At 28.5% G+C, this 13249-nt stretch carries 33 protein-coding genes and 1 tRNA gene; all 34 read right to left on the bottom strand.

Going from position 1 to position 13249, the window contains the following annotated elements; all coding sequences use genetic code 11:
• Positions 1-74 precede the first annotated feature (74 nt).
• The 34 genes from H9660_RS05275 to H9660_RS05115 all read right to left on the bottom strand — a co-directional run bounded on the left by H9660_RS05275 (position 75) and on the right by H9660_RS05115 (position 13241).
• Positions 75-380, bottom strand: coding sequence for an HNH endonuclease (locus H9660_RS05275; RefSeq protein WP_191749260.1), 306 nt, complete (start codon positions 378-380; stop codon positions 75-77).
• A gap of 48 nt (positions 381-428) precedes the next feature.
• The gene (locus H9660_RS05270; protein ID WP_191749258.1) at positions 429-725 is read right to left on the bottom strand and encodes a hypothetical protein; all 297 of its coding nucleotides are present in this window, start codon (positions 723-725) and stop codon (positions 429-431) included.
• 117 nt (positions 726-842) lie between these two features.
• Positions 843-1058: a hypothetical protein gene (locus H9660_RS05265; RefSeq protein ID WP_191749255.1), complete on the bottom strand. Its 216-nt coding sequence runs from the start codon at positions 1056-1058 to the stop codon at positions 843-845.
• A gap of 249 nt (positions 1059-1307) precedes the next feature.
• Positions 1308-1381: transfer RNA gene (locus tag H9660_RS05260), tRNA-Asn, on the bottom strand.
• Positions 1382-1497: 116 nt separating this feature from the next.
• The gene (locus H9660_RS05255) at positions 1498-2034 is read right to left on the bottom strand and encodes a hypothetical protein (RefSeq protein ID WP_191749253.1); all 537 of its coding nucleotides are present in this window, start codon (positions 2032-2034) and stop codon (positions 1498-1500) included.
• Positions 2035-2214, bottom strand: a complete 180-nt coding sequence (locus H9660_RS05250; protein WP_191749251.1) for a hypothetical protein — start codon at positions 2212-2214, stop codon at positions 2035-2037.
• Positions 2195-2506 carry a hypothetical protein gene (locus H9660_RS05245; RefSeq protein WP_191749249.1) on the bottom strand — a complete coding sequence of 104 codons (312 nt, stop codon included), beginning with the start codon at positions 2504-2506 and terminating at the stop codon, positions 2195-2197. The genes H9660_RS05250 and H9660_RS05245 overlap by 20 nt, the downstream gene beginning before the upstream one ends.
• Positions 2507-2535: 29 nt before the next feature.
• Positions 2536-2709 carry a DUF2536 family protein gene (locus H9660_RS05240; protein ID WP_191749247.1) on the bottom strand — a complete coding sequence of 58 codons (174 nt, stop codon included), beginning with the start codon at positions 2707-2709 and terminating at the stop codon, positions 2536-2538.
• Between the two features lie 44 nt (positions 2710-2753).
• Positions 2754-2885 (bottom strand): hypothetical protein, encoded by a 132-nt coding sequence (locus tag H9660_RS16460; RefSeq protein WP_279289574.1) that lies wholly within the window; start codon positions 2883-2885, stop codon positions 2754-2756.
• A gap of 13 nt (positions 2886-2898) precedes the next feature.
• Complete coding sequence (locus tag H9660_RS05235) at positions 2899-3063, bottom strand: hypothetical protein (RefSeq protein ID WP_191749245.1); 165 nt, start codon at positions 3061-3063, stop codon at positions 2899-2901.
• 40 nt (positions 3064-3103) lie between these two features.
• On the bottom strand, positions 3104-3271 hold the full coding sequence (locus H9660_RS16655; protein WP_191749244.1) for a DUF3310 domain-containing protein: 168 nt from the start codon (positions 3269-3271) through the stop codon (positions 3104-3106).
• Positions 3243-3497, bottom strand: a complete 255-nt coding sequence (locus H9660_RS05225) for a hypothetical protein (protein ID WP_191749243.1) — start codon at positions 3495-3497, stop codon at positions 3243-3245. The genes H9660_RS16655 and H9660_RS05225 overlap by 29 nt, the downstream gene beginning before the upstream one ends.
• 11 nt (positions 3498-3508) lie before the next feature.
• Complete coding sequence (locus H9660_RS05220; RefSeq protein ID WP_191749242.1) at positions 3509-3787, bottom strand: hypothetical protein; 279 nt, start codon at positions 3785-3787, stop codon at positions 3509-3511.
• 14 nt (positions 3788-3801) lie between these two features.
• The gene (locus H9660_RS05215) at positions 3802-4032 is read right to left on the bottom strand and encodes a hypothetical protein (RefSeq protein ID WP_191749241.1); all 231 of its coding nucleotides are present in this window, start codon (positions 4030-4032) and stop codon (positions 3802-3804) included.
• 9 nt (positions 4033-4041) lie between these two features.
• Complete coding sequence (locus H9660_RS05210; protein ID WP_191749240.1) at positions 4042-5031, bottom strand: tyrosine-type recombinase/integrase; 990 nt, start codon at positions 5029-5031, stop codon at positions 4042-4044.
• 43 nt (positions 5032-5074) lie between these two features.
• Entirely contained in the window at positions 5075-5422 is a 348-nt protein-coding gene (locus H9660_RS05205; RefSeq protein WP_191749238.1) for a nucleoside triphosphate pyrophosphohydrolase family protein, read from the bottom strand.
• Positions 5423-5493: 71 nt separating this feature from the next.
• The gene (locus tag H9660_RS05200; RefSeq protein ID WP_191749236.1) at positions 5494-6324 is read right to left on the bottom strand and encodes a hypothetical protein; all 831 of its coding nucleotides are present in this window, start codon (positions 6322-6324) and stop codon (positions 5494-5496) included.
• 181 nt (positions 6325-6505) lie between these two features.
• The gene (locus H9660_RS05195) at positions 6506-6922 is read right to left on the bottom strand and encodes a single-stranded DNA-binding protein (protein ID WP_191749234.1); all 417 of its coding nucleotides are present in this window, start codon (positions 6920-6922) and stop codon (positions 6506-6508) included.
• Positions 6923-7066 carry a hypothetical protein gene (locus tag H9660_RS05190; RefSeq protein WP_191749232.1) on the bottom strand — a complete coding sequence of 48 codons (144 nt, stop codon included), beginning with the start codon at positions 7064-7066 and terminating at the stop codon, positions 6923-6925.
• Positions 7067-7077: 11 nt separating this feature from the next.
• Positions 7078-7506 (bottom strand): hypothetical protein, encoded by a 429-nt coding sequence (locus H9660_RS05185; RefSeq protein ID WP_191749230.1) that lies wholly within the window; start codon positions 7504-7506, stop codon positions 7078-7080.
• Entirely contained in the window at positions 7496-7822 is a 327-nt protein-coding gene (locus H9660_RS05180; RefSeq protein ID WP_191749227.1) for a PDDEXK family nuclease, read from the bottom strand. The genes H9660_RS05185 and H9660_RS05180 overlap by 11 nt, the downstream gene beginning before the upstream one ends.
• An 88-nt stretch (positions 7823-7910) precedes the next feature.
• Positions 7911-8114 carry a hypothetical protein gene (locus H9660_RS05175; protein WP_191749225.1) on the bottom strand — a complete coding sequence of 68 codons (204 nt, stop codon included), beginning with the start codon at positions 8112-8114 and terminating at the stop codon, positions 7911-7913.
• Between the two features lie 35 nt (positions 8115-8149).
• The gene (locus tag H9660_RS05170) at positions 8150-8503 is read right to left on the bottom strand and encodes a hypothetical protein (protein WP_191749224.1); all 354 of its coding nucleotides are present in this window, start codon (positions 8501-8503) and stop codon (positions 8150-8152) included.
• Between the two features lie 36 nt (positions 8504-8539).
• On the bottom strand, positions 8540-8848 hold the full coding sequence (locus H9660_RS05165; protein WP_191749222.1) for a hypothetical protein: 309 nt from the start codon (positions 8846-8848) through the stop codon (positions 8540-8542).
• 1 nt (position 8849) lies between these two features.
• On the bottom strand, positions 8850-9275 hold the full coding sequence (locus H9660_RS05160; RefSeq protein ID WP_191749220.1) for a YopX family protein: 426 nt from the start codon (positions 9273-9275) through the stop codon (positions 8850-8852).
• A gap of 10 nt (positions 9276-9285) precedes the next feature.
• Entirely contained in the window at positions 9286-9666 is a 381-nt protein-coding gene (locus H9660_RS05155; RefSeq protein ID WP_207729417.1) for a hypothetical protein, read from the bottom strand.
• A complete protein-coding gene (locus H9660_RS05150) occupies positions 9659-10567 on the bottom strand; it encodes a phage replisome organizer N-terminal domain-containing protein (protein ID WP_191749218.1) in 909 nt (302 codons plus the stop codon). Before H9660_RS05150 ends, H9660_RS05155 begins: the two co-directional genes overlap by 8 nt.
• A gap of 9 nt (positions 10568-10576) precedes the next feature.
• Positions 10577-11515 carry a DUF1351 domain-containing protein gene (locus tag H9660_RS05145; RefSeq protein ID WP_191749216.1) on the bottom strand — a complete coding sequence of 313 codons (939 nt, stop codon included), beginning with the start codon at positions 11513-11515 and terminating at the stop codon, positions 10577-10579.
• Positions 11516-11527: 12 nt separating this feature from the next.
• The gene (locus H9660_RS05140) at positions 11528-12202 is read right to left on the bottom strand and encodes an ERF family protein (protein ID WP_191749214.1); all 675 of its coding nucleotides are present in this window, start codon (positions 12200-12202) and stop codon (positions 11528-11530) included.
• Positions 12203-12370 carry a hypothetical protein gene (locus tag H9660_RS05135; protein ID WP_191749212.1) on the bottom strand — a complete coding sequence of 56 codons (168 nt, stop codon included), beginning with the start codon at positions 12368-12370 and terminating at the stop codon, positions 12203-12205.
• On the bottom strand, positions 12357-12602 hold the full coding sequence (locus tag H9660_RS05130) for a hypothetical protein (RefSeq protein WP_191749323.1): 246 nt from the start codon (positions 12600-12602) through the stop codon (positions 12357-12359). Before H9660_RS05130 ends, H9660_RS05135 begins: the two co-directional genes overlap by 14 nt.
• A 67-nt stretch (positions 12603-12669) precedes the next feature.
• Entirely contained in the window at positions 12670-12948 is a 279-nt protein-coding gene (locus H9660_RS05125; RefSeq protein WP_243190601.1) for a hypothetical protein, read from the bottom strand.
• Positions 12949-12960: 12 nt separating this feature from the next.
• The gene (locus H9660_RS05120) at positions 12961-13119 is read right to left on the bottom strand and encodes a hypothetical protein (RefSeq protein ID WP_191749210.1); all 159 of its coding nucleotides are present in this window, start codon (positions 13117-13119) and stop codon (positions 12961-12963) included.
• Positions 13107-13241 carry an aspartyl-phosphate phosphatase Spo0E family protein gene (locus H9660_RS05115; protein WP_191749207.1) on the bottom strand — a complete coding sequence of 45 codons (135 nt, stop codon included), beginning with the start codon at positions 13239-13241 and terminating at the stop codon, positions 13107-13109. Before H9660_RS05115 ends, H9660_RS05120 begins: the two co-directional genes overlap by 13 nt.
• Positions 13242-13249 lie beyond the last annotated feature (8 nt).

Here is a 13249-nt window from a genome sequence, read left to right as displayed (position 1 = left end):
GAAAATACTTGTGTATTATCTGAATGTCCTCACCTCGGTCTCCCAAGAAATCTAAAATATATTTTTAAGGGGGCTTATAATTTTATTAATTCTCCATATTCATTGAAAGCTAATCCTTTTTCTACAGATTCTTTTTTATCATGTCTTTTATGATGACATTCTTTACATAATAATCTTAAATTATTTTCTCCTAACGTAACATTAGTATCATTCATATTATCTGGTGTTAGATGCTCTATATGATGAACTTCCTTACCTGGAGTTATTATTCCTTTACTCAAACAATCTTGACATAATCCTTTATCTCTTATATATACATATCTTCTAGTTTCCTTCCAAGCCTTGCTCTTATAGAAACTCTTACTAAATTCTTTAGCCATATACTATATTCCCTCATAAATAAAAAAAGAACTCTAGTAATAGAGTTCTTACTTATATGTTATTAATGTGTGATAACCTTCCATTTGCTTTGTTATCCCTTGTCCTTGAATACTATTAAACTTAACATCTATTATCTCGTATCCATCCATTTGCATAGCAGTTAATATTTCATCTATTTGAGTTGTATATTTATCTTCACATCCAAAGTTTTGATTTAACCATTTACTAAAACTATTCACCATAACTATATGAGTATATCCATCTTTTTCTTTTAGTATTGGTTTTATTTGACTTTCATAAATACTAACTGATGTTGATTTTTGTACATTATTAAAAAAACCCATTTTATACACCTCCCTTACTTTTACAATTTTATATTATAATTAGATTTTTTTCAATATTTAGTAAGGTAAGGGTATATAATAAAATGAAAAGAACCCTATTTCTAGAGCTCTTTACTTCTATCTTTGGATATATTTTATTACCCCATCTTCAATAGTTATTTCTCCTTCTTCCTTAAGAACTCGTAAATCACTATCAAAGCATGCATTATGTGCCGAAATAATTCCTGGTGGGTCAGGTGTTATATATATCTTCCTTAAATCACTATATTTTATAGTTCCATATTCTTTTATAACTCTTAATAAACTCGCATTCATTACTTTTGTTACTCTCATATTTTCACCCCCCTCCCCTATAATTTTACAATCTTCTGTAAAAAATGTAAAGCACCTAACATTTATTATGCTAAGTGCTTTCATGGTATAAAAGGGTATTGGGAATTTACGAGAGGTTATATGGTTAATAACCAAATCTATCCGACTATGTGCCTGTAGGTGAGGTCTTACCGCCTGTCGATAGATTATTTCTTGCTTCACTCGTTTTATACCTTAACCTACGCTAGTATAAAAGTCATAGTTAGCTTATGGCGGAGATAGTAAGAATCGAACTTACATATATAGGTTAACAGCCTATTGTTCTACCATTGAACTATATCTCCATGTTGCACCCAGCTTTAAGCCAGGTGCCTCCTATTCATACAGGAGGATGCCAAACAATGAAAAAATCCTGTCCAATTTCTTCACAATATAATTAAATCATATTTTAATGCTTAATTTATTCGAGTTTTATTCCAAAATTATTCCACCTATTCCACTCTCCTATTATTCTTATAGCTTGTTTTATTTTTTTATTAACTTGGCTTTGGCTTAAATGGACCTCATCAGCTATTTTGTATTCATTGTATTTCTTCTTATACTTCATTTCTAAAATGTTTCTATGCTCTGTACTTAATTGAATTATTATATCTTCTATTTCACTTACATCTCTTTCTATATTATCAAGTATTTCTTCTTGCTTTTCTCTTTCAAGTTTCTTTTCAGTTACTCTTCTTATTTTCATTTCTGTAACTCTCATTATTTCTCTTTCTGCATAACTTATTCCACTTCCAGATGTTTGTACTCTTTCTTCAAAAGATGATGACATACTTTCTTCTGGATCTATATTAAAATTACAATTCCTTAAATCCTTCTCTATTTTATCTATTTGTTCATCTAATATCTTAATAGTTTTTTCTATTGATTTTATCTTCTTCTCTCTTTGATAATATCTTTTAATTTTTTCTTCTGTTTCTTTAAACTCCTTTTTATCCATCTACTTACCTCCTGGTATATACAATACCTTTTCTTCTATCTCTACTACTTTCACATTATAGTAACCTTCTTTATATAATCTATCTGCTAATTTCTTAGCACTAGACATACCACCTTCTACTCTGAAAGGTAAATGTACTACTCCATCTTTATTTAATTCCTTATATGTTACTACTAGCATATTTTTTACCCCCAGTTTTTCTATTTGTTAATAGTTTTACCGTTGCTGCATCTTCCAAACTCCAACCTTTTCTTACCCTAGCATAGAAAGTTATTAAACATATCCCATTTTCTAATGCTAAATCTGTATATTTTTTAGGATATTTCCTTGCCTTACATTCTCTTTTTATTGGTGGAGTTGTTATAGCTTTCTCTATATCCCATCCATAATGGTAAACTCTTGAGTAAATTGTAAACTTTTTTATTCCGTTTTTAATTCCAATCTCATATTGTTCATCTGTTATATATATCATCTTATCTCCTTTTATTGAATTGAGAATTATTATTTTTCATATAAAACAATAGCTGTATAATATGTTGAATACCCTGCTTTATGAGTTGAATGTGATATATTGGTTATTTTTATATCCTTATTCTCATATAACCACGCTTCTATTTTTAATTCCAAATTATAAAGTCCATCATCTTCAAATGTTTTTACTGAATAATTAACCATTTTTATTCCTCCATTTTTTTTGTAATATAATTACTGTTTAAAAATTATAGATCTTTATATTCTTTTAATTCTTCCTCTACTCTTTTTACAAATGTATCAAATTCAGTAGGTGGAAGATTAGATATAGCTTTATCCATCAACTCTACAAATTCTTTTTGAAAATCAAATCTATCCATATTTATCTCCTTACTAATAACTCATATAACCTAAAGCATCTAACTTATCTTTTATTTCTTTTTTATAATTTTCCCTAAACTTAATTATCTGTTCATCGGTATAATCATTTCTATCTCCTGGAATATACTTTTTAAATCTTAATCCATACACAAATACATTTATTGAAAAACAATTCATATTTTGCTCCTTTACTTAATGAAAATAGTATAATTATTTCTTAACTTTCCTGTTCTATTAATTCTTCTAAATATGTTTTAGCCTTTAATAGATCCTCTAATCCGTTCTTCTCCTTATATCTAGTGATGTACTTTATTACATTACCTTCAAAGAAGTTAAGATTATTTGATTTTATATAATCAGAAAAAGCAATACTGAATATTATCATCACTTAATTTTAATTCTTTACATTCTTCTTTATCAGCTTCTAAATCATAATATCCCGCTCTTAGTTTATCTAATATGTCATTAGCCTGTTCAGTTTCTTCATTTTTAGAAGCTATAACAACTAAGTATGATAAATCAATAATCGCTTCATACTCTTTATTAGTTTTAATTTTCTTATCTCTTGCACTTTTAATAATTTTATTAGCTTTCTCTATTTCTTCTCTCATACTCATTCACCTTATTTATAAAACCCAATAACACTTAATCTTTTACTTAATGCTAACCAGCTCATCATTCCAAGTTCACTTATTAATTGAACATATAATTTCTCTTCACTTCCTAGAAATAAATTTAGTACTGAATATTTATGTTTATTACTTCCATCAATTATAACTACTGCTCCTGGTACTATTCCTTTATTAATAGCTTTCTTCATTTGATTTTTTACATTTTCTAAACTATTACTTTTACTACTTTCTCCTAATATATCAAATACAGATACTTGCCCCTCTATCATAACTACTCCTTAACTCAAATCCTAAACTCTTCTTTGAGCTCTCTTAAAACTTCTACAGTATTAAAATATCTTTGCTCTATTAGATTAGGATTCTCTAATATTAACCCTCGTATATTTTCTTTAAACTTCTTAGTAGCTTCTATTTTTCTTGCTACATCTTCTTCAAATTTATCTAAGTTCCCAAAATACTTACTGTCTACTGCTCTCGCTTTAGCAACTTTACTACAATTAGCATATCTACTCATAAATTCCTCCTAATTCATATATTTTTCATGACTTTTCTTCACTTCTGAATCATCTACTATTACATATTTTTGAACTGTATTTAAATTAGCATGTCCCAACAATACTGATATTTCTTCTATTGCCATTCCTCTTTTATGAGCTATAGTTGCACATGTTCTTCTGAATCTATGAGGGTGAGTATCTTTTACTCCTGCTCTTTCTCCTATAACTCTTATTATTTCTCTTATTCTGTCAGTTGTTAGATTGTCATAAGGTTTCTGTCTTTTACTGAATAAGTATTCACTCTCTTTTTTGTTATTTAAATAATCCATTAACCTTATCTTTGAGCTTGAATTTAAATAAACTATTCTTTCTTTATCACCTTTTCCGAGTACCTTAACCTCATTTTTTTCTAATCTAACATCATTTATTTTTATATTTACAAGTTCAGCAACTCTAACTCCTGTGCTTATTAGAAATTCAATCAATGCTATTTCAAATTTATTTTCACAACTTAACTTTAATCTTTCTATTTCATCATAAGAAAATGGTGGTTTTACAGTTTTCTTAATCCTTACTTTTTTGATTTTCTTCAACGGACTTTTATTTATATATTCTTCATCTTCAAGGTATTGGAAAAATGTACTTAAGAATCTTCTAGTATTATCTATAGTTACAGAGCTGCAGGTCCCTTTAAGTTGCATACAAGCTAAATAATACTTTATATCATCAGATGTTATGTGAGTGTATTCTTTATTAATAGAATAAAGCATTTTCTCTATTTCTCTTCTATATACTTTCAAACTTCTATCCGATAATCCTTGAAGTTTCTTAGATATTAAAAACATCTTTAAAGCTTTTACATTCTTGCTTTCTTCATATAAAACTATATTACTTTCTTCTTTTACTAACTTGTATCCATTTAACTTTACAGTTATATAACTCTGTAAAAAGTTATAGGTTTCAAAATCACATTTTTCTTTTATTTTATATAAGATTTCCTCAACTACATTCTCCATTTCCGTTACCTCCTTTAGAGTAGGCTAGATATACTAGCCACCCTTATTCTTTTACATCTATCTCTATACCAGTTTCTATTATCCAACCTCTACTAGATAGCTTGTCCTTATGTTCTATATTAATTTCTTGAATTAGATTATCCTCTCCCATGGTCTTTGCCCTTCTGTGGCATCTCCAAAGAATTAATATACATACCTGAATCAAGTCAAATGTTTCTCTAACTATCTCTTTCAAATTACTTAATGTTTTATCTTTATGATAATCCTTAGTAGCTTTAATAACTTCTTTACACTCTTCATCTAACTTATTTAGAATTGTTATATCATTAGCTCTTGTATTATCTATATTTAATTTCTTATTCTCTCTTAATATGTGCATTAATAATTTCATTTCCTACTAGCTCCTTTGAAAAATAACCATATCCCTAAAGCTCCTATAAGCCATATTAAAAATATCTTCATCTATATTTCCTCAAATATTTTCTTAAATTCATTACAGAATACTTCTAACTCATTCACATCTTTAAATGCTATTTTATATCCTTCATTCTCTAATGCTACTCCTATACCTGTTTTTGCTTCATATATACCGTGTATTCCTTTAGCCTTTACTATTTTTATTACTTCCTTCTCTATTATTTCTAATCCTTTTGACACTTCTTTTTCCTCCTTAACTTCTTCTATCTTTTGGCTAACTTCGGCAATATGTTCTTCTTTCTCTAATTGTCTTGCCACTTCTTCTGATACTTTCTTAGCTTCTTCTTTTATCTTTTCTGATGATTCTTTTTCTATTTCTTCTTTTAACTTCTTAGTTTCTTCTCCAAATATATAATTAGTTGCATCTTCTATATCTTGTTCATCTTTTAACTTTCCAAATTCTCTATTAACTAAATTCTTAGATGCTTTGGGAAATTTATATAATGTTTCTTCTATAACATCTGGTTTACTTTTTCCTTGCTCTATTAATCCCTTCATAAATTCTGTAACTTCTTTTTGTAATTTAGCCATATTCACATTCTCCTTACTTATCATTTTTAATTTATTCTCTTCATCTGTTAAAAACTCTGCTAACATCAACTTTACTTTTCTTACTTCTTTTAATGTAAATCCTATATTTATTAAAACTGCTTCTAAGGTTTTATCTACAAGTTCCATCATTTGCCCAGTTTTATATCCACTTACTTCATCTATGATTTTATTTATCTTAAGAATTTCTTTTTCTGGTAGCTTTCTTAATACATCCATCTTTTTCTCTACCTGTCGTTCTCTTTTTCTTCTCTCCTGTCTATTCATAGCTCCTCCTAAAGTTTTTCACAGTTCCTTTTTAATGGTCCATAAAAAACTCCATCTATTTTTATAATAAAATTATTCTCATGTTCAAATAGGTACTGGTGTATAGAGCCACATAAGAAACTCTTATGTAACTCCGTACAATCAACTTTAAAGATTATAAAATTAAAGCCTATTTGGTCCATTAGAACGGACAATCCCCATCATCTACTGGAGCCATATCCTCATAGAAACCACCTTGGTCAAAGTTACTATCTTGATATGATGTATTACTTTGATTATTGTTATTTCCGTTACTGTTTCCTATAAACTCAAATGAATCTACTATTACATCTGTTGTATATCTCTTAGTGCCATCTTTAGCATCATAACTACCTGTTCTAATACTTCCTGTAACTGCTAATTGCCTTCCTTTAGTTATATACTGTGCTATTGTTTCACCAATCTTTCCAAAAGCTATACAGTTTATAAAATCTGTTTCATCTTTCTTAAATGGTCTTGTTACCGCTAAATTAAATTTACATACTGCTGTTCCTGTTCCTGCTGCATAATTTAACTCTGGATCTCTTGTTAATCTTCCTATTAAAAGTACCTTATTCATCTAAAATCCCTCCACATTATCTACTGCTGTAGAACATATTGTTTCATCAGTGTATAATTCATATAAATCACAAGCTTCTCTTAAAGAACATACATCACACCTGCAATTATTTATCGCTATTTTAATTTCATCTACCTCATTCATAATAATCACTCCTACTCCCAACTATATTTTTGTTCTTTCGGTTCTTCTAATTCCATTCCTATTATTTCTCCTACTCGATAAGCTAACCAACTAGCTCCAAATCTTTCTCCATCATTAAAAATGTCATTTTCATTTCCACTAGAATATTCCTCAGTAAGACCACAATCTTCACTATCATAGTTTTCATCAACTAATTTCTTTAACTCTTCTAAAATTTTCATTTCTTGCTCTATTTGAGATAATTTATCTTTAATGATATTTATATCCTCATTCTCTCTTATCACTTGCTCTGGTATGAATTTAAGTGCTCCAGTAAGTGTTGTGCAATAAGATAATGTTTTATATAAATCTTTATCGTCCTTATCTTTTCCTATATACTTCTTAACTTTATATTGTCTTTCATCTGTTTCTATAAAATAATCTCCTAGTTTAATCTTCATTAGGTAATTCCCCCTTATATAATTTCATCCATTCATCTAATGTCATTGTTACAAGCCACTCTGACCTATCTTTCCTATGAAATACTGCTCCTAATTCATTTTCTTTCTTATCTGCTTTAGCTTGGCTTATAGCATCATATATATTAAGTCTTTCTACTCTCTTACATTCGATATGAATACCAGGTAATCCAACTACATCTGCATCACCATTAGCACCACAATATTGTTGCCCTCGTCTTGTTTGGTATCCATATTCTTTTAGCTTAGAAGATAATTCTCTTTCTCCTCTAGCTCCTTTTTGTTTACTATTAGTCATTTCATCACCTCTTATCACTTGATTTTCATTAGTATATGAGAATAAGAGTTTATAACTTTAACTAAATTACTCTTACTCTCCTATTTATTTAATTTTTATTTAATACTTTTAATATTTCTTCTTCTATCTCTCTTATCTTATTTATTTTTTTAAGTGAATATTTCATATCTGCTTCAACTTCTTCTGTATCTCCATATCCACCTTCTAAATAAGTTTCCGCAACTGCTTCTGTATGTTCATTTAAAACTTGAACATGAAATATATATTTTCTTAACAAATCTTCATTTATCATTTTATTTCCTCCTTCTTGAAGTGCGAATTAATCTACTATTTTTCTCTAATTCTCCTTAATTCATTTTCTGCATCTTCATATGAATAGTAAACTTTATTATCGTATCCATAGAATTGTTCAAGTCCTTCTGGACCCCATTCGCCAGGATTTGAAATAATAATTTCTCCGTATTCACCTTTACTAATTTCAAATCCTTCACAGATATGTTTTTCAATTGAATAATGTGGTGTTGGACATTCATATTCATTACTTAATTGAGAACATTTAATAGGATTAAAATCAGCTTCCATCCCATATTCACATAAATCACAAGGACAATCATCACAATAAATTGTATATACAATATCACCTATGTCGCATGGTAATGAAATATTTGTTCCTTTAGGCATTTTTAACTCCCCTTTTTAATTCTAAATATAATCAATTTAAAGTTCTTCCCTATTATTTCTTAAATCTTCTCTACCAAGCTTATAAAGTACTCTTGTATCTCTATGAACTTCATCTAGATACTTAACTATATTCTCTAGTAAATCTTTAAGCTCTGCTCTTTCTCCACGCTTTAGATTACTTCTTATTTCACATCTTATAACTGACCATCTAAAATAAGCTTGTAAGCTATCTTGCATTAATCTAAATGCTCCTACTATGTCATTTTCATTTAGATTATTTTTTCTTTTTATTATGTTTCCTAAGATAATACAATCATCTGGATATTGATTTTTTAATTCTTCCACTTTAATTACCTTCTAATAATTCTGGATTTTCATATATATTACCTATAACCTCACATCTGTAACTCGCTATATTTTTATATCCTTTAGTTTTAGTTTTTCCTGTATCTGTATCGTAAATTAAAGGATTTCTTAAACATACGCCACTAGAAACAATAACTACTTCACCTACATGGCATCCTTCAAAACTTTCCATTTCATCACCAAACCCTATAACTTTATGGTATGTCTGCTTTACTATATCTCCCTCATATATTTCCTTTCCGTTCTTATCTTTAAGTCTTGTGTATTGCATTAAAATTTCATTACCAGCACATTTAATATCTTGATTTACAAATATTTCATTTTGTTCATTCCAGTTTACACTTCCAATATGGTAAATCATAACTTTATGTTTTTTACACCAAGCTCTAAATTTAATCTCTCTCATTTTTACACCTCTATATAATTAATTTTCCGCCCATACAGCGCCTTATTACTTCTTCCTTAACATATTTACCGTTGTGTAAATTCAAAGGTTTTAATAGGCTTTCTAATGTCTTGTCCTTAATCTCTAAAACTTCTTTAATTTCTTCTCTTGTTAAATATGGTTTATTCCATAATATTTCTAACCACCCTTGGAATTCTAATTTAATTTCTCTATCTAATTTTTTATTAAAATGAACTCCCACTCTATGATCTCTATGGTGTATATTACATAAATAAGCATGATTTAATTTACAATCTTCTAGTTGCTTACATTGTGACCTATAAACTCTATGATGTAATTCTATTCCATAGCTTGTACCACACACTTTGCAAAAATGTATTTCCTTACTCACCTTCTTCCTCCTTATCCCAACCTAGTAATTTCTTTTCTAAATCGTCATAGTCATAATCTCTACCTTTGAAATTATCAAACCTTAGTTTATTCTTATTTCCATTATTAGTTGTTTTTTTATCTTCATAGTTACCCTCTATAACTTTAAGGAAGTTATTAGGCTTTACTAACCAATCAAAAGTTATGGTCCAGCCTTTACTATTCTGACCTTTTAAAAATGTACTAGATCTTATATTCTCTATTGCGGCTAAAACTTTATCTTCTCCATATTCATTAATTCTTGCATTTAATAATTTATATCTAGTAGTACCTGGATTAATAGATATTAACTTTTGTAATCCTAGTGAGTTCCATTTGTCTATGATAGGTTGTAATTTATTACTACTAACTATATCTTTAGATATAGTATTATTACTCTTATCTATATCTACTTCTTCTTCTCCTTCTACTTCTTCTTCTAGGGAGTTAACATTAGCTTTACTGTTAACTTTACTGTTAACTTTACCTTCACTTAATGCCTTTTGCTTTTGTCTATACTTTTTCATATAGTCCTTCATATATTCTTTTCTTTCTTCTAATTGGTCTAAAGTTTGATGTTTAGACCAATTAGGGATAGTTATTACATCATTTATAACTTCTATCATTCCGTACATTTCAAAAGTTTTTAGTGCTAATCTTACTGTATTTACATCCCTTCTAAAGATAGTTGCTAACATTTCATCAGTATAAGCAATTCTTTCATTTAGCATAAATACTCCAGAGTTATTATTCTTGCCAGCTAAACATAGAAGTTTAAACCAAATAACTATTATGCTATCTGCACTTGGAAGACTTTCTATTAATAACATCTTTTCATCATCAAATACATCTGTTACTATCTTTATCCACTTTACTTCTGCCATTAGTCCCTCCTATAACTTTTTCTTTGAAATAGTATTAAATTTAATATTGTTGCTTTCTAAAAATTTATTAAGTTTTATAGCTTCATTAAGCGTTAATTCAAACTCAATTTTGACTTGAAATAATTGAGTATCATCTTTTTTAATATTCTCTAAAGTACCCTTTGAGCTATTAGCTTCCTCTTTTGGTTCTTCCTTAATATCACCCTTTTTTTCTAATTGTTCCTGTTCTCTCTTAGCTTTTTCCTCTGCAATCTTAGCAGCTCTTTCTTCTGCTTCTCTTAGATTACTAGCTGTATCATTTATTTCTCTTATAATATAAGTAGGATTCATTCCTTCCTCTAACTTTTTGATATATATATCTGCATTAAGTTTAGATATAAGATTTAAATTAGCTTGATCTATAGTTTCCTTTATAATAACCAAATTCTCTTGATAAACTCTCTTTTCATCCTCCTGTATCTTATAAAGTCCTTCTGCTCTATTAAATATATCTTCCTTTATTGCTTTCTTACTTGTAGCTACTAAAGTATATTTATCTAATACAGTAAGTGAATTAGAATATTTATCATCTAAAGGATATTTCACTAAAGCATCTTTAATAATTTCTCTAGCATACTCTCTCTTTTCTTCTCTCTTCATTTCATCAAAAATTGCTATACCTTCTTTTATTGGTGCATCAACCTCTGATATTAAACACACTAATTCTTTACATTGCCCTTCAAAATTCTTTATTGGTGCTTCTAACTGCTTCTTAATCTCTTTACGATTAGAATCTATATCCTTCTTTAATTTACTTAAACCCTTTTGGATATCCTTACAATCCTTTAAGTTATCATCAGTAACAACTATTCCTTTATATTTTTCTAAATTCTCAACTAAAGATGCTTTAACTTCCTCAAAATTCACATTAACTGTAGCGTTTGTTGTTTTTACTATTAATTCTTTCATTCTTAAATCCCCCTATAGTGGTAAGTCTTCTTCGCTTACTCTATTTTTATTTTCTTCTTCCTCTTTTTTCTTTCTAGCTTTCTCTGCTTCTATTTTCTTTTTATTATCATTCTTCTTTTTCTCTAATAATTTTAGAAGCTCTGGATAATCTTTATTTTTTATATCTTCTAACTTTTTAACATCTGCATATCTTAAAAAGCTATTTATCTCCGTTTCAGTTTCTTCTATAAGTTTTTTCATAACATTAAGATGTACTGTACCTATTTTTTGCTCTCCAGCTGCTTTCTCTTCATCAACTTCTACATTATCAACTAAATCAGTTTCAGCTATTTCAAATGCCATCATATATAAATACCTTCTAGCAAATGTTTGTGACCCTCCTATAGCTTGTATATCACTACAACCTTTCAATGCAGGAATCTTTACTGGTGTACTCCATTCTCTTCTTACATCTGGATTATCACAATCTATAACATATAGAAACGCTAACTCTTCTCCATATTTAAACTCTGTGTATAAACCTAATGAATCACAAATTTCATTCACGTGTGGTAAAAAATCACCTAATTCAAAATATTTGTATCCAGAATATTTATTTAATCCTGTTTTCTTAATATCTCTTTTTTGAAGTTCAACTCTAGCTCTTTGTATCTTTTGAAAAATATTAAGCTTCTTTTCCTCTGCCATCTATTTATCCTCCTTGGTATCAAAATATAAATTATTATCCATGCCATCATATCTAATGTTATTTATATACCAACCTTGATTATCTGAATCATAAATCTTAAATCCTTCTTCATTGAGTATGTTTATAATTGCTATAAGGATTCTTAATAATACTTTAAATGCGTTCATCTTCTAACCTCCTTATAGTTACTCCTGTTTCTATGTCATAAATTTCTCCATTGTCTAAATCTGCTTCAAGTGGTAAAATATCATTAACGTTATTTTTACAGTGCTCATTCTCCTGTGTGGTAGCTAGAGAGTGAGCTTTTTTATATTCTTCAATTAATCTTTCTACTGAAACATTATGTCTTAATGCAATTTCTTCTATTTCTTTAGCAATTTCAAGCTCTTTATTATCCAATGTTCTTTCCTCCTTCCTGGTGTAATAGCATTACTATTTAAAATTAATATCTTGTCCATGTTTCCTCCTAGTAAGTTAAAATAGTTTTACTATCTTCTAATCTTAGTAATCTAATTAAGTGACCTCTTTTCTCTTTATTCATAAGTCCTTTTTTCTTTAATTCATGTACTTTCCCTGCTACTGACTTTTCAGTTCTTCCTAGTGCTAAAGACATTTCTTCCATTCCGATAATGTCATACCAATTCATAAGATACTCTAATTCATCATCACTCCATGATGCTCCTTGATTAAAATGTAGCTCTGGATTATAATTCATCCTTCCACATTTATCATAAGTAACTTCCATAATCTCACCCCCTTACTCCCCTATAAACTTATCTATCTTTCTTCTAAAATAAGCTTTATCTTGCTTTCTATAAGTAACTACTGCCATATATATCATTAATGGTATTGAGCCTATGAAGGCGTATAAGATTAATAAAAACATCATTATATAAACTTGAATTATTGCATCCATTTATTCAAATCCTTCATTTCTTTAACTATTTCTCTATCTCTTTCTTGGCTTATCTTTAATGTTCTTTCATCATTTAAGCCGTACTTTTCTATTGCTGCATATAACCTCTCTTGTGTAGTCATTTAGACAC

The sequence above is a fragment of the Clostridium gallinarum genome, assembly GCF_014836325.1.
Classification (GTDB): domain Bacteria; phylum Bacillota; class Clostridia; order Clostridiales; family Clostridiaceae; genus Clostridium; species Clostridium gallinarum.
Note: the sequence above shows the minus strand (reverse complement) of the source record. Positions and strands in the feature narration are given on the sequence as shown.

Excerpts from the sequence above, each read along its gene's own strand:
- H9660_RS05275 (WP_191749260.1), bottom strand. The coding sequence starts at position 380 with ATGGCTAAAGAATTTAGTAAGAGTTTCTATAAGAGCAAGGCTTGGAAG.
- H9660_RS05270 (WP_191749258.1), bottom strand. The coding sequence starts at position 725 with ATGGGTTTTTTTAATAATGTACAAAAATCAACATCAGTTAGTATTTAT.
- H9660_RS05265 (WP_191749255.1), bottom strand. The coding sequence starts at position 1,058 with ATGAGAGTAACAAAAGTAATGAATGCGAGTTTATTAAGAGTTATAAAA.
- H9660_RS05255 (WP_191749253.1), bottom strand. The coding sequence starts at position 2,034 with ATGGATAAAAAGGAGTTTAAAGAAACAGAAGAAAAAATTAAAAGATAT.
- H9660_RS05250 (WP_191749251.1), bottom strand. The coding sequence starts at position 2,214 with ATGCTAGTAGTAACATATAAGGAATTAAATAAAGATGGAGTAGTACAT.
- H9660_RS05245 (WP_191749249.1), bottom strand. The coding sequence starts at position 2,506 with ATGATATATATAACAGATGAACAATATGAGATTGGAATTAAAAACGGA.
- H9660_RS05240 (WP_191749247.1), bottom strand. The coding sequence starts at position 2,709 with ATGGTTAATTATTCAGTAAAAACATTTGAAGATGATGGACTTTATAAT.
- H9660_RS16460 (WP_279289574.1), bottom strand. The coding sequence starts at position 2,885 with ATGGATAGATTTGATTTTCAAAAAGAATTTGTAGAGTTGATGGATAAA.
- H9660_RS05235 (WP_191749245.1), bottom strand. The coding sequence starts at position 3,063 with ATGAATTGTTTTTCAATAAATGTATTTGTGTATGGATTAAGATTTAAA.
- H9660_RS16655 (WP_191749244.1), bottom strand. The coding sequence starts at position 3,271 with ATGATAATATTCAGTATTGCTTTTTCTGATTATATAAAATCAAATAAT.
- H9660_RS05225 (WP_191749243.1), bottom strand. The coding sequence starts at position 3,497 with ATGAGAGAAGAAATAGAGAAAGCTAATAAAATTATTAAAAGTGCAAGA.
- H9660_RS05220 (WP_191749242.1), bottom strand. The coding sequence starts at position 3,787 with ATGATAGAGGGGCAAGTATCTGTATTTGATATATTAGGAGAAAGTAGT.
- H9660_RS05215 (WP_191749241.1), bottom strand. The coding sequence starts at position 4,032 with ATGAGTAGATATGCTAATTGTAGTAAAGTTGCTAAAGCGAGAGCAGTA.
- H9660_RS05210 (WP_191749240.1), bottom strand. The coding sequence starts at position 5,031 with ATGGAGAATGTAGTTGAGGAAATCTTATATAAAATAAAAGAAAAATGT.
- H9660_RS05205 (WP_191749238.1), bottom strand. The coding sequence starts at position 5,422 with ATGAAATTATTAATGCACATATTAAGAGAGAATAAGAAATTAAATATA.
- H9660_RS05200 (WP_191749236.1), bottom strand. The coding sequence starts at position 6,324 with ATGAATAGACAGGAGAGAAGAAAAAGAGAACGACAGGTAGAGAAAAAG.
- H9660_RS05195 (WP_191749234.1), bottom strand. The coding sequence starts at position 6,922 with ATGAATAAGGTACTTTTAATAGGAAGATTAACAAGAGATCCAGAGTTA.
- H9660_RS05190 (WP_191749232.1), bottom strand. The coding sequence starts at position 7,066 with ATGAATGAGGTAGATGAAATTAAAATAGCGATAAATAATTGCAGGTGT.
- H9660_RS05185 (WP_191749230.1), bottom strand. The coding sequence starts at position 7,506 with ATGAAGATTAAACTAGGAGATTATTTTATAGAAACAGATGAAAGACAA.
- H9660_RS05180 (WP_191749227.1), bottom strand. The coding sequence starts at position 7,822 with ATGACTAATAGTAAACAAAAAGGAGCTAGAGGAGAAAGAGAATTATCT.
- H9660_RS05175 (WP_191749225.1), bottom strand. The coding sequence starts at position 8,114 with ATGATAAATGAAGATTTGTTAAGAAAATATATATTTCATGTTCAAGTT.
- H9660_RS05170 (WP_191749224.1), bottom strand. The coding sequence starts at position 8,503 with ATGCCTAAAGGAACAAATATTTCATTACCATGCGACATAGGTGATATT.
- H9660_RS05160 (WP_191749220.1), bottom strand. The coding sequence starts at position 9,275 with ATGAGAGAGATTAAATTTAGAGCTTGGTGTAAAAAACATAAAGTTATG.
- H9660_RS05150 (WP_191749218.1), bottom strand. The coding sequence starts at position 10,567 with ATGGCAGAAGTAAAGTGGATAAAGATAGTAACAGATGTATTTGATGAT.
- H9660_RS05145 (WP_191749216.1), bottom strand. The coding sequence starts at position 11,515 with ATGAAAGAATTAATAGTAAAAACAACAAACGCTACAGTTAATGTGAAT.
- H9660_RS05140 (WP_191749214.1), bottom strand. The coding sequence starts at position 12,202 with ATGGCAGAGGAAAAGAAGCTTAATATTTTTCAAAAGATACAAAGAGCT.
- H9660_RS05135 (WP_191749212.1), bottom strand. The coding sequence starts at position 12,370 with ATGAACGCATTTAAAGTATTATTAAGAATCCTTATAGCAATTATAAAC.
- H9660_RS05125 (WP_243190601.1), bottom strand. The coding sequence starts at position 12,948 with ATGGAAGTTACTTATGATAAATGTGGAAGGATGAATTATAATCCAGAG.
- H9660_RS05120 (WP_191749210.1), bottom strand. The coding sequence starts at position 13,119 with ATGGATGCAATAATTCAAGTTTATATAATGATGTTTTTATTAATCTTA.
- H9660_RS05115 (WP_191749207.1), bottom strand. The coding sequence starts at position 13,241 with ATGACTACACAAGAGAGGTTATATGCAGCAATAGAAAAGTACGGCTTA.